The sequence below is a fragment of the Fulvimonas yonginensis genome (assembly GCF_037137055.1).
In the GTDB taxonomy this organism is placed as follows: Bacteria; Pseudomonadota; Gammaproteobacteria; order Xanthomonadales; family Rhodanobacteraceae; genus Frateuria_A; species Frateuria_A yonginensis.
The window spans coordinates 538,631-550,565 of record NZ_JBBBNY010000001.1 but is presented as its reverse complement, the minus strand read 5'-3'; the positions used below and the strand labels follow the sequence as shown (position 1 = coordinate 550,565).

At 63.2% G+C, this 11,935-nt stretch carries 14 protein-coding genes; 10 read left to right on the top strand and 4 right to left on the bottom strand.

Annotation, left to right across the window (positions count from 1 at the left end; translation table 11 throughout):
• Positions 1 to 8 precede the first annotated feature (8 nt).
• Positions 9 to 440: a MerR family transcriptional regulator gene (locus tag WAT24_RS02420; RefSeq protein ID WP_336806223.1), complete on the bottom strand. Its 432-nt coding sequence runs from the start codon at positions 438 to 440 to the stop codon at positions 9 to 11.
• Positions 441 to 507: 67 nt separating this feature from the next.
• On the opposite strand from WAT24_RS02420, the gene merT reads away from it, so the two are divergent.
• The 9 genes from merT (at position 508) to WAT24_RS02375 (ending at position 8,963) form a co-directional block, all read left to right on the top strand.
• Entirely contained in the window at positions 508 to 858 is a 351-nt protein-coding gene (merT, locus tag WAT24_RS02415; RefSeq protein ID WP_336806222.1) for a mercuric ion transporter MerT, read from the top strand.
• A gap of 10 nt (positions 859 to 868) precedes the next feature.
• Entirely contained in the window at positions 869 to 1,147 is a 279-nt protein-coding gene (gene merP, locus WAT24_RS02410) for a mercury resistance system periplasmic binding protein MerP (protein WP_336806221.1), read from the top strand.
• Positions 1,148 to 1,160: 13 nt separating this feature from the next.
• Positions 1,161 to 1,535 carry a carboxymuconolactone decarboxylase family protein gene (locus WAT24_RS02405; RefSeq protein WP_336806220.1) on the top strand — a complete coding sequence of 125 codons (375 nt, stop codon included), beginning with the start codon at positions 1,161 to 1,163 and terminating at the stop codon, positions 1,533 to 1,535.
• 189 nt (positions 1,536 to 1,724) lie between these two features.
• Entirely contained in the window at positions 1,725 to 2,438 is a 714-nt protein-coding gene (locus WAT24_RS02400) for a ZIP family metal transporter (RefSeq protein ID WP_336806219.1), read from the top strand.
• Positions 2,439 to 2,715: 277 nt separating this feature from the next.
• Entirely contained in the window at positions 2,716 to 3,030 is a 315-nt protein-coding gene (locus WAT24_RS02395; RefSeq protein WP_336806218.1) for a hypothetical protein, read from the top strand.
• Between the two features lie 71 nt (positions 3,031 to 3,101).
• Positions 3,102 to 4,415 carry a TolC family protein gene (locus WAT24_RS02390; protein WP_336806217.1) on the top strand — a complete coding sequence of 438 codons (1,314 nt, stop codon included), beginning with the start codon at positions 3,102 to 3,104 and terminating at the stop codon, positions 4,413 to 4,415.
• Positions 4,412 to 5,509 carry an efflux RND transporter periplasmic adaptor subunit gene (locus WAT24_RS02385; RefSeq protein WP_336806216.1) on the top strand — a complete coding sequence of 366 codons (1,098 nt, stop codon included), beginning with the start codon at positions 4,412 to 4,414 and terminating at the stop codon, positions 5,507 to 5,509. Before WAT24_RS02390 ends, WAT24_RS02385 begins: the two co-directional genes overlap by 4 nt.
• Positions 5,509 to 8,643, top strand: a complete 3,135-nt coding sequence (locus WAT24_RS02380; protein ID WP_336806215.1) for an efflux RND transporter permease subunit — start codon at positions 5,509 to 5,511, stop codon at positions 8,641 to 8,643. The genes WAT24_RS02385 and WAT24_RS02380 overlap by 1 nt, the downstream gene beginning before the upstream one ends.
• The gene (locus tag WAT24_RS02375) at positions 8,640 to 8,963 is read left to right on the top strand and encodes a P-II family nitrogen regulator (protein WP_336806214.1); all 324 of its coding nucleotides are present in this window, start codon (positions 8,640 to 8,642) and stop codon (positions 8,961 to 8,963) included. Before WAT24_RS02380 ends, WAT24_RS02375 begins: the two co-directional genes overlap by 4 nt.
• 63 nt (positions 8,964 to 9,026) lie before the next feature.
• On the opposite strand, the gene WAT24_RS16570 is transcribed toward WAT24_RS02375, so the two are convergent.
• On the bottom strand, positions 9,027 to 9,245 hold the full coding sequence (locus tag WAT24_RS16570) for a hypothetical protein (protein ID WP_464759434.1): 219 nt from the start codon (positions 9,243 to 9,245) through the stop codon (positions 9,027 to 9,029).
• Between WAT24_RS16570 and WAT24_RS02370 the strand changes: the two genes are divergently transcribed.
• Complete coding sequence (locus tag WAT24_RS02370; RefSeq protein WP_464761725.1) at positions 9,147 to 10,025, top strand: cation diffusion facilitator family transporter; 879 nt, start codon at positions 9,147 to 9,149, stop codon at positions 10,023 to 10,025. The two genes, WAT24_RS16570 and WAT24_RS02370, sit on opposite strands and share 99 nt — an antisense overlap.
• 107 nt (positions 10,026 to 10,132) lie before the next feature.
• Here the strand turns inward: WAT24_RS02370 and WAT24_RS02365 are convergent, their stop codons facing one another.
• Together WAT24_RS02365 and WAT24_RS02360 are read right to left on the bottom strand one after the other, a co-directional pair.
• Complete coding sequence (locus WAT24_RS02365; RefSeq protein WP_336806212.1) at positions 10,133 to 10,753, bottom strand: cation efflux transmembrane domain-containing protein; 621 nt, start codon at positions 10,751 to 10,753, stop codon at positions 10,133 to 10,135.
• Between the two features lie 441 nt (positions 10,754 to 11,194).
• On the bottom strand, positions 11,195 to 11,929 hold the full coding sequence (locus WAT24_RS02360; protein WP_336806211.1) for a hypothetical protein: 735 nt from the start codon (positions 11,927 to 11,929) through the stop codon (positions 11,195 to 11,197).
• Positions 11,930 to 11,935 lie beyond the last annotated feature (6 nt).

Here is an 11,935-nt window from a genome sequence, read left to right as displayed (position 1 = left end):
CCTCCACGCTAGGAGGCGTCTTCTCCCATGCTTTGGATCGGCACGTCACTACCCAGCTCCAGGGAAGCGATCAGCGGACAACGCACCTGTCCGCGATGGGAACCGCACTGCTTGACCAGGCTCGCAAGCGCCTGTTCGACCTGACGTAACCGGGTGATGCGTGCACGCACCGCCGCCAGCTTGTCTGCGCCCAGTCGCGCCGCTTCCCGGCAGTGCTGCCCGTCCTCCAGGGCGAGCAGTTCCGCCACCTCGTCCAGACTGAAGCCGAGCGCCTGGGCATGCTTGATGAAGCGCAGGCGACGCGCGTGCGCCTCGTGGTATCGCCGGATGCCACCCGGGGGCCTGGTCGGTTCGCCGATCAGGCCACGTCGCTGGTAGTAGCGGATGGTTTCGATATGGACGCCGGTGACTTTGGACAGGCTACCGATCGTGTAGGCCATGCCGTTGACTCCGTAGTTGACTACGGACGTAAGGTAGATCTTCTTCACCCTGTCGGGAATCAGACCGATGCAGAAACCCAGCGCCGAGAAGAGCACCCTGGCCATCGGTGGTCTGGCGGCCATGCTGGCGTCGGCCTGCTGCCTGGGGCCACTCATCCTGGTCAGCATTGGATTGAGCGGCGCCTGGATCGGCCAGTTGACGCGTCTTGAACCGCTGCGACCATGGTTCCTCCTGGTCTCGCTTATCGCGTTGGGTTCTGCCTACTGGCGGATCTATCGCCGCCCTCCTGCGTGCCTACCCGGCGAGATGTGTGCCTCCCCTGCCATCCGCCGCGTGTACAAGGCGCTGTTCTGGCTTGTGGTGGCCCTGACAGCGGTCGCCTTCGCCTTCCCTTACGCGGCCCCGTGGTTCTACTGAGGACTTGCCAATGAAAACCAACCTTGCCTTTGCTCTGCTGCTGGCCGCCATGCCGGTGGCCTCCATGGCTGCCACGCGCACGACCACACTTGACGTGCCCGGCATGACTTGCCCCACCTGCCCGATCACCATCCGGAAGTCCCTTGAGAAAGTGCCGGGCGTCAATGCCGTCGCTTGGGATGTGAAGCAGAAGACGGTCACGGTGAAGTACGACGACAGCAAGACCGAGCCTGCCGAACTGGCCCGCGCCAGCGCCGACGCCGGCTATCCGGCCACCATTCACCACTGAGGGCGAGTTAACCATGTCGCTTGAAGCAATCGACCCCGCGCTTGGTCTGCTTGATGACTTCGCCAAGGTCACGCACGGTGTTTCCCGCCATATCCAGCAGATGCGTCAGGCCGCCATCTTTACCGAAGGAGCGTTGCCAGCGCGGCACAAGGCGCTGGGCGCGATGCTGTGGTCCATCTCCGCCCGATGTGAACCATGCATCGTCTACTACGTGCAACAGGCTGCGACCCTGGGGGCCACCGAAAGCGAGCTTGGCGAAATACTTGCGGTGGCCACGACGATGGGTGGGTGCGTGGGCGAGATGTGGTCTTTGAAGGCTTACAAGGCCTACAAGGACTTCAGCAGCGGCCAGGCGATGCCGCAGGCTCAGCCAAGTTGCTGCTCGTAACTCGACCCGAGGCGCAGCCATACCAACGCATTCGCTTGAAACCTGGAGGCGCCGCTTGAACCGTGGCGACATTCGCTCTGCTTGCGACTTCGCCCTGGATCCGGCGCGCTACGGCGAAAGATTGTTTTTTCGCGCCGCTGACGTTACGCAGACGGCCACTCTGTGAGCCTCACTGGGAAGGAGGGGCTCATGTTAGGTACCGTGCTGCTGTATGCGTTGGCACCCCTGCTTGCCATGGGCACCGGGGGGTTGATTGCCGCCTTCAAGCCGCCTTCGCCCAAGTTGGGAAGTGCCGTGCAGCACTTTGCGGCAGGCGTGGTGTTCTCGGCCCTTGCGGTGGAAATACTGCCGGACATCCTGCATCAGGATGCGCCGCTTGCGGCCCTGGCCGGCTTTACGGCAGGCGTGTTGCTGATGCTTGGCCTGCGCCAGGCGGGATGCCGCATCGAGAAGACAAGCAGCAGCCCATTGGGCATGACACTCATCGTGGGCGCGGATGTCCTGATCGACGGCGTGTTGATCGGTGTCGCGTTTGGTGCTGGCGCGCGCGAGGGTTTGTTTGTCACGATTGCCCTGGCGGTGGAAATGCTCTCGCTTGGGCTGGCAACGGCAGCCTCCCTGGCCCGTGCGGATGCGTCCCGCACCCGCATCATCGTCAGCATCCTCGTCCTTGCCATCATGCCCTTCGCCGGGGCACTGGCAGGGAACCTTTTGCTCGGTGGACTGAAAGGCGGCTGGATGGAGGCGGTGCTGGCGTTCGCCGCGGCGAGCTTCCTCTATCTAGTCACTGAAGAGTTGCTCAAGGAGGCTCACGAAGTGCGCGAGGCGCCATGGATGACGGCGCTGTTCTTCGCAGGCTTTATTGGCTTGCTTCTGCTGGACATGGTCGCCCCAACTGGCTAGAGCGCACAGTGCGCGACCCACAGATGCCACGAACGGGACCGCAAAAGTTGCATGGCGGATTCGGCCCGCACCATGCCCTCGCGCCCAGCGTCTGCCGATGTCCGGGGTATTCCAACCCCTGCCATCTCGCCCTTCTGGCCTCACGCGAGCAACAAATGTGCCGATGTAATTGTCTAACCCATTGCTCACTGCTTACCATATTCGGATGACTCGCCCCCGACCGCCTCTACTGACCCGCCTGCGCCGCCACCGCGGCCTTTGGGTGTTGGCGGTGGCCGTGTTGCTGATCAAGCTGGTCGCCGGCACGGTCTGTCTGGCCGATGCGCCAGATAAGCGATTGGTTTCGACCACCACGGTCTCCGCCGTCAGCATGCCGGCAGATACAGCGATCGCCAACGTGTCGGCTGATGACGCGAGCGCCTGCCTCCTTGGTGAAGCGGATTGCCATTGCGCGTGCGCGCACACGGTGACGCTGCCGACGACCGCCCCGCTTGCTGTCGCCAGGGTGGAGTCTCGTTTCGACAACTTCACTATCCGTTCCGGATTCACGCCGGCGACGACCGGCTCCCTGTTGCGCCCTCCAATCGCCTGAAACCGCTCCGTTTCGCGACGCATTCGCCCAGGCGATGCGTCGCTTCGTGATCGATTTCAGGAGATGGCTTCATGTCTGTGTTCCGTTCGGTGCCTATTGGCGCCGCGTGCCTGTTGTATGCGGCGCTGCTCAGTGCTGCCCCCGTACCCCCATTATCCGATCCTCCCCCAGCGGCAGGGACCCGAGCACCCTCGTTGCTCTCGTCTCCATTGCAGGACGCGGTACGCCGCATCTGGCAAGCCAGCCCCGAAGTCCAGGCAGCGCGGGCGGATCTCGACGCCGCTCGTGCCCGTGCGCGTGCCGCTGCACAGCCGCTGTACAACCCCTCGCTGTCGCTCGATGCGGAAAACGCCGACGTCAACCGACGCACGGCTGGCCTCAGTCTGGCGCTGGATCTATCCGGAAAGCGTCGCGCCCGGGCCAGCCAGGGTGATGCCGAGGTGCTCGCCGCCGAGGCGACCTACGACCTTCTGCGTCGCAACGTCGCCGCCCGCTGGTTGAAGGCCTGGTCGACAGCGACACTCGCGGCGCGACAAAGTGAATTGGGTCGCCGTCGCCTCGCACTGATGCAACGCTTTGACGACTTGGCCGCACAGCGGCTCAAGGTGGGCGACATCAGCAGTCCCGAACGCGACCTGGCCGGCCTGGCACTCGGTGAGGCGCAAGTGCAGCAGGCCACGCTCGCCGGCAATGAGGCGGCCGCGCGTGCCGCTTTGTTGGCCATCAGCGGTGACCAGCTCACGACCTTGCCGCCGTTACCCGAGGGGCTATCACCGGCGGCCGACCGTGTGACGCCCTTGGCCGTCGACGAGTTACCCGAACTGCGTCAGGCCCGCGCTCAGCAGGCAAGCGCCGACGCCGGCGTGCAGGTCGCGCGTCGTGCGCGCATTCCTGATCCCACGCTCAGCCTGACCGGTGGACAGGTACGCAGTGGGCCGCGTACCGATCAGGTGATCGGTTTGAGCGTGTCCATTCCCTTGCCCGTGCTCAATACCGGACGTGCCGAAGTGGATGCCGCCCGGGCGGAAGCCGATGCGGCCGCTGCGGGCGTGCGCTCGCGCCAGTTTGTCCTGCGTGCGGGGCTGCAGGAAGCGCAAGCCCGCTATGCCGCCTTGCGCGGTGCCGCCGAGGCGTTTCGCACCGGCCGCGCCGCCGCGTTCGAGGACCGCACCACGTTGCTGGAAAAGCTCTGGCGTGCCGGTGAAATCAGCACGTCCGATTACCTCGTACAGCTCAAGCAAAGCCTCGATACCGCGCTGTCGGGCCAGGAGCTGGAAAACCAGACCTGGCAGGCCTGGTTCGATTACCTCACCGCCGCTGGCCGTCTGAACGACTGGCTCGATGGCCGCACTCAGGACGGCCCCAATCAGGACATCTCCCGATGAATGAATCTCTATTGAAGCGCGGCCTGCTGGGCATGGCCTTGTTGGCCGCCTTGGCCGGACCGGCGATGGCACAAGACGCTCCGCCCGCCAACCCGCTCGCCCTGGATACCAAGGCGATCAAGACCGCCGGCATCGTGCTCGACAAGGTGGCGCCACGTGCGCTGACCGATGAATTGAAGGCTCCCGGCGAAGTGAAGGCCGATGCGTATTCCACCGTGCTGGTGTCGCCGCGCGTGGAGTCGCAGGTGCTGGCTCGCAAGGCCCGGCTGGGCGACGTCGTGAAAGCCGGCGCGCCGTTGGTGGTGCTCTCCAGCGTCGAGGTGGCCGCCACGCAAGGTGCGTTGATCGTCGCCGAACAGGATTGGCAACGGATCGCGTCGCTGGGGCCCCAGGCGGTGTCGGCACGCCGCTACAACGAGGCGAAAGTGCAGCGCGACCAGGCCCGCGCCAAGCTGCGTGCATACGGCTTGTCCGAGGGCCAGATCGGGGGCTTGCTGCGCAAGGGCTCGGCCGCGGCCGACGGCAGCTTTGAGCTGCTCGCTCCCGCTGCTGGTCGTGTCACTACCGATGAATTTCTGGTCGGCGAGCGGGTGGAACCGGGTCGCACGCTGTTCACCCTGGTCAAGGAAGATTCGGTGTGGGTCGTCGCGCAGTTGTCACCGGCCGATGCCGAACGGGTCGAACCCGACGCGGACGCCCGCATCCTCGTCCACGACACCGCCATACCCGGCAAGGTGGTGCAGCGTTCCCATCAGACCGATGAGCGCACCCGCACCGTGCCGGTGCGCATCGAGGTCGATAACCGCAAGGATCTTCTGCATCCCGGTGAGCTGGTCGAAGCGCGTATTGCTACCGGCAGCGCCGTGCAGAAGCTCGCGGTACCGGCCGATGCCATCGTGCTGCTGCAGAACCAGCCCACCGTGTTCCTTGCCAAGGGCAACGGGGCGTTCGACCCGGCACCGGTGATGGTCGGTGACACGCGCGATGGCTGGACAGTCGTCACGCAAGGGCTCAAGGCCGGCGCCACCTACGTGCGTAAGGGTGCCTTCGCGCTGAAGGCGCGACTGCTGCGCTCGCAGTTGGGAGAAGAATGATGCTGGAACGTCTGGTTGCATTCTCCCTGCGCTACAAGGTGCTGGTGCTGATCGCCTTCGTGGTGATCGGCTTTCTCGGCTTCCAGGCCGTACGCCAGCTGCCCATCGACGCGTTCCCCGATGTCACACCCGTGCAGGTCAACGTCTACACCGAGGCGTCGGGACTGGCCGCCGAAGATGTGGAACAGCTGCTCACCACCCCGGTGGAATCGGCGCTGGCCGGCCTGCCCAAGGTGGAACAGATCCGCTCGGTGAGCCTGTTCGGTTTGTCTTATGTGTCGGTCTATTTCGACGACAGCATGGACATCTACTTTGCCCGCCAGCTGGTCAATGAACGGCTGCAACAGGTGGGCGATCGCCTGCCGGCCGGGTACGGCAAACCGGAGATGGGCCCGAATACGTCAGGTCTGGGTCAGGTGTTCTGGTACACCGTCGAACGCGCCGACGACAAATTGAAAGGCGCGACGGCAGGCACTGCCCCGAACGACATGGACCTGCGCACGCTGCAGGACTGGACCATCCGCCTGATCCTGCGCACCGCCCCCGGCGTCGACGACGTCACGTCGTGGGGTGGCCAGGAAAAGCAGTTCCAGGTGCGCATCGACCCGATGAAGCTCATTGCGCACAAGCTCGGCTTCAAGGAGGTGATCGAAGCGTTGCAGGCGAACAACGCGCAGGTCGGCGGCAACTTCGTCGACGTGGGACGCGAGCAATACCTGGTGCGCGGCCTGGGGCTGATCCAGAACGCGAAGGACCTGGGCAACATCGTGCTGAAAACGGAAGACGGCACCCCGGTCTATGTGCGTGACGTGGCCACCGTCACCGAAGCGGGCGCACCACGCACCGGTGCAGTGACGCGCGATGGCAAGGAAGTGGTTCTTGGCATGGCGCTGGCCCGTATCGGCGAGAACGCCAAGAGCGTCGTCGATGCGGTCAAGGCCAAGCTCGATACGGTCAAGCAGGCGCTGCCACCCGGCGTGGCGGTCAAACCGGTGTACGAGCGTACCGAGCTGGTCAACGCGGCCGTAGAAACCGCGGTGCGGGCCCTGGTCGAGGGCTCGATCCTGGTGGCGATCATCCTGTTCCTGTTCCTGGGCGAATTTCGCAGCGCGCTGGTGGTGGTCGTGGCCTTGCCGCTGGCGATGCTGATCGCCTTCATCTGCATGAATCAGGCCGGTCTGTCAGCCAACCTGATGTCGTTGGCAGGCCTGGCGATCGGCATCGGCATGATGGTCGATGGCGCGGTGGTGATGGTGGAGAACGCCTATCGCATCATGGCCGAGCGCAAGGCCCATGGCGGGCCGGTGGACCGCACCTCGGCCGTGCTGGCCGCTGCCCGCGAGGTCGCCAATCCGATGGCGTTCGCGATTCTGATCATCATCGTGGTATTCCTGCCGCTGTTCAGCCTGCAGGGGCTGGAAGGCAAGATGTTCAAGCCGATGGCGTTCAACATCAGCTTCGCCATGGCCGGCTCGCTGATCTTGGCGCTGACGCTGATTCCGGTCCTGGCGGCGTTGGTGTTGAAGCCCAAGGAGGAAAAGGACACGCGCTTGGTCGCGTTCCTGAAACGGCACTACGCCACGGTGCTGGCGTGGGCACTGGGACGGCGCAAGCTGGTGCTGGGCATCGCCGCCGGCGCCTTGATCGGCAGCCTCGCGCTGTTCCCGTTCCTGGGCAAGGAGTTCATGCCCAACCTGAAAGAGGGCGCCATCATGTGGCGCATCACCTCGATTCCCTCGGCCTCGCTGGATGAGTCGATCAATATCTCCAAACAGGTGTCGGCGCTGATCAAGCAGAAATTCCCGGAGGTGGACACCACTCTGGCGATGATCGGGCGCGCTGAAAAGGGCGAGACCGCCGACGTGAACTACATGGAGGTATACACGCCGCTGAAGCCGAAGGATCAATGGCGCAAAGGCGAAACGCTGGACAGCATCGAGGAGGCGATGCAGAAGGAATTGTCGGCGGCCTTGCCCACTGCCGTGGTGAGCTATACCCAACCCATCCAGATGCGCATCGAGGAATTGATCTCCGGCGTGCGTGCCACCCTGGCCCTGAAGATCTACGGCGAGGACCTGGGCGAGCTGGACCGGCTCAGCAGCCGCATCAAGGACGCGCTGTCCGGGGTGCCTGGTGTAGCAGACCTGGCGTTGGAGGCAAACATCGGCAAGCCGCAGATCCGCATCAAGGTGGATCGCGACGCGCTGGCCCGCTACGGCCTCAACGCCGACGACGTGCTGACCGTGGTGAAGAACGGCATCGGCGGCGAGCCCGTGACCACGCAGCTCGATGGCGTGAAACGCTTTGACATCACGGTCCGCCTGGACGATGCCGACAAGGCGTCCTTGCCGGCGATCCAGCGCATCCCGATCCGCACCGCCAGTGGCGCCCTGGTACAGCTGTCGCAGGTGGCCGAGGTCAGTGACGCCGAGGGTTACTCGTTCATCCGTCGTGAGCAGTTGCAACGCTACGCCGTGATCCAGATGGACGTGCGTGGTCGCGACATCGACGGCTTCGTCAAGGAGGCGAATGCCACCATCGCCAGGCAGGTGAAGTTGCCGACGGGCTACTACAGCGAATGGGGTGGCGCGTTCGAAAACCAGCAACGGGCCTTGAAGCGGCTGTCGTTGATCGTGCCGGCGACGATCTTCTTCATCTTCGTGTTGCTCTATACCGCCTTCAACTCGGTGAAGTACGCCGCGCTGATCCTGGCCAACGTACCGTTCGCCACCATCGGCGGCATCGTCGGGCTGGCCATCACCGGGCAATACCTGTCGGTGCCCTCTGCCATCGGATTCATCGCTGTGTTCGGCGTGGCGATGTTGAACGGCATCGTGCTGGTGAGCTTCCTGAACGAGCAACGCGAGAAAGGGCTTCCAGTTCGGGAGGCCGTGGTTCGCGGCACGGCGTTGCGCATGCGCCCGGTGATGATGACCGCCAGCGTGGCGATCCTGGGCCTGGTGCCGATGCTGCTCTCCAGTGGTGTCGGTGCAGAAACCCAGCGTCCACTCGCCACCGTGGTAGTGGGCGGCCTGATCACCTCGACCCTGCTGACCCTGGTACTGCTGCCGGTGCTGTATGACTGGATCGAAGAACGCGCCGCACGGCGCCTGGCCAAGGAGACCACCCCATGAAAGAAGTGAAGGCATTCATCCACCGCGGCCGCGTCGTCGACGTCATTCACGCCTTGGAGGAGGCTGGGTTCGGCTACCTGTCCGTCAGTGACGTCAAGGGCTTGTTGACGGCGCTCAGTGCACAGGAACAGGTCTATTCGATGGAACTGGGCGAACGCGTGACCCGACAGATCAAGCTGGAGGTGTTCTGCGAAGACGACCAGGTGGATCGAGCCGTACAACTGATTCGCCTGCACGGACGCACCGGCCAGAGCGTGGCCGGATGGGTCTACCAGAGCACGGTGGATCGGGCGTGGCCTATCGACGGTAAAACGGACTGATGCGGACGGGCGGGGTTCAGCCCCGCCCGCTTTGCCGGGTGTCATGTCATAACACCGCGGTGCTTACCTAGAGTAATCACTGCAACGGAGGGTTCGATGGACACGACAAAGCCACACAAGCACGATCACGATCATCACCACGACCATGCCCATGGCGTGGCGCCCGATGCGGACAAGAAGTACCTGACCGTGGCGCTGCTTTTGCTGCTCGGTTTCATGGTCGTCGAGGTGGTGGTCGGCATTCTGGCCAGGTCGCTGGCGTTGATTTCCGACGCTGGCCACATGCTTACCGACGTCGGCTCGATCGGGTTGGCCCTGGTGGCGATGCGCCTGGCCAAGCGCCCGGCCAGCGGCAGCTACACGTTCGGGCTCAAACGCGTGGAAATTCTGAGCGCACAGGCGAACGGGCTGACCCTGCTGCTTCTGTCAGTCTGGTTCATTGTCGAGGCGATTCGCCGCTTGGTTGATCCCCCGCAGGTGCAGGGCTTGCTGGTCACGGTGATTGCCGTGGTGGGCATCGGCGTCAATCTGCTGGCCGTGTGGGCGATGAGCAAGGCCAACCGGCAAAGTCTGAACGTGGAAGGCAGCTTCCAGCACATTCTTACCGATCTCTATGCCTTCATCGCCACGGCGATTGCTGGAGGCATCATCTGGTGGACGGGCTGGAATCGCGTAGATTCGATCGCCGCACTGGTGGTCGCTGGGTTAATGCTCAAAGCCGGTATCGGACTGGTGCGCGAATCGGGGCGCGTCTTTCTGCAGGCAGCGCCGCGCGGTTTGGATCCTGAAAAAATCGGTCAGTCGATTCTCGCCATGCCGGCCGTAACCGCACTTAAGGATCTACATATTTGGGAAGTTACTTCGGGCATGCCATCGCTGTCGGGACACGTCTTTGTAAGCAGAGAGGTCGATTGCCACGATGTGAGGCGCGCCATTGAGGCGATGTTGCACGATCGATTCGATATCACGCACACCACACTGCAGACCGATCACGCGGCGTTCGGCGAGGCTGAATCGGCCAACTGCGTGCTTGAATCCCGCAAGAAAGGCCTCGCCAACTGAAGATGCTCGAGGTGCCCTTGTAATGGCAATGTTCCTCGCTCGGTTCGAGCATGTTTATGATCGGCATGGCCGCATGGGTGACATATCCGCAGCGGGTTATGGCCGGGTCAGCCCCCTTGCCCACGCAACGCGCTGATTGCAGCCCAGGCCACCCGGACCGATGACCGCAGGAACACGACCCAGAGCGCTGCAGCGATAAGGAGATCAGGCCAGCCCGAGTCAAACCAACCCACGCCCGCAGCAGCGACCAGAACCGCCACGCCCTCAATGACGTCGTTTCGCGAGCACTCCCACACCGAAGCCATGTTGATATCGCCACGGCGGAACGGTGTCAGGAGGTAGAGGCACAGGGCATTTGCGCCTAGGTTGGCGACGGCGGCCACGCTCATGGCATTCAGGATCGGCACGCTGGGATGCGTCAGATGCCAACCGATCTGGACCGCGACTACGACTGCCGCGGACAGGATCAGGAGCGCCTTCACCAACGATACCCACGCGTGGGCCTGCGCGCTACGCCCAATGACCGCCAAGCTGAGACCGTAGGCCAAGGCATCCCCCAGATTGTCCAAGCTACCTGACAGGAGCGAAGTCGACCCGGAGTAAAGCGATGCAGCCAGCATCATCATGAACGTCAGCGCATTGATCACCAGAACGATGATCAGCACCCGCCGTTGCTCGGCGTGCAGGGCTTGCACGTCACGGCCACAACCGCAGCAATCGCGCGCCATCCCGCCTGTCTCCTTCAAGCGCCCGACCCTGATGAATCAAGCACTTGTATGGTCATTGGCCTGAATCCTAGACTAGCGCTCGGCTGTTAGACAAACTTGCTATTGCCTTTGTGAACAGTCTCGCCCAAACCTTGCTGTTCTGCTTGCCTTGCCCGTGTAGTGGCAGGGCATGGCGCAGGATCGCCTCTCAGAGGTAGCCCAGGCTAACCGCTTCTCCCGGTAGCCCTGCGTGAATGCTTACTGCCAGCTATGCCACGTCACGGCAGCGGCGCGAGTCGCTGCAGAGGCTCCACCACTGCGACTGCACTGTCCACGAGCGCGCTCGGTGATCAGCCGTGTCTCGACTGATGCTCTGTCAAAACAATATATGGAAGCCCCACATCTAGGTCTCGATCAGGCTGCGCTCCCACTTGAGCTCAAGTACTGGCGCCTCAGCGCCTCTTACACCGACTCCTTCTTCGGAGGGACCACCGCCAGTTTCTCGCCCAACCATAGATGTCGCAGAGCGATGGGGCCAGGCAACTCTCCGTTCCGAAGCACAAAGTTACGCGCATGGGTGCTGATCGCTATTGTCAGCGGGGCAGATCCATCCTCCTGCACTTCAGCTAGAGGGACACAGGAGGCTGGCGACGTCGGATGCATCCACCGTTCGACCAAGGCGGATCTGGCATCCTGGTTACTGTCGGTTACCAGATAGCCGATCATGCCTGCATGTCGCATAGCCCATGCGTACTGACCTTTCTCGAAACGCGCAACGCCTTGGGCAATATAGTGATCTATCGTGCGCCCCCTTCCCAGGATCTTGCACTCGTAGAACATGGCGTTGTGATTCATCACCGGACGTGCCGAAAGACGTGAGATCGTCAAATCCGGTCGCTTCTCCAGCCGAACGCCCGAATAGTCCTCCATCTCTTGGCCCCGTATCGGTGGGCCGTATAGTGATGTCGAAAAGCCCGGCAAGGTACCGCTGTTGAGCAACGCGGTAAGGGCATCCTGGAGCATCGCCGTGATCTGGACTTCTGTGCCGCTGGCCAGCAACGCTCGTCCGAGCGGTAGTGCCATCGAGCGTCCCCAAGCGAGCGCAATTGCCCGGTCCAATACTTTTAGCTGCCTGACCGACCATGCCTCAAAGGGCGGTGGCGGGCCTTTGGGAGGAGAACCGAGGTGCAGGAACATGGGCGG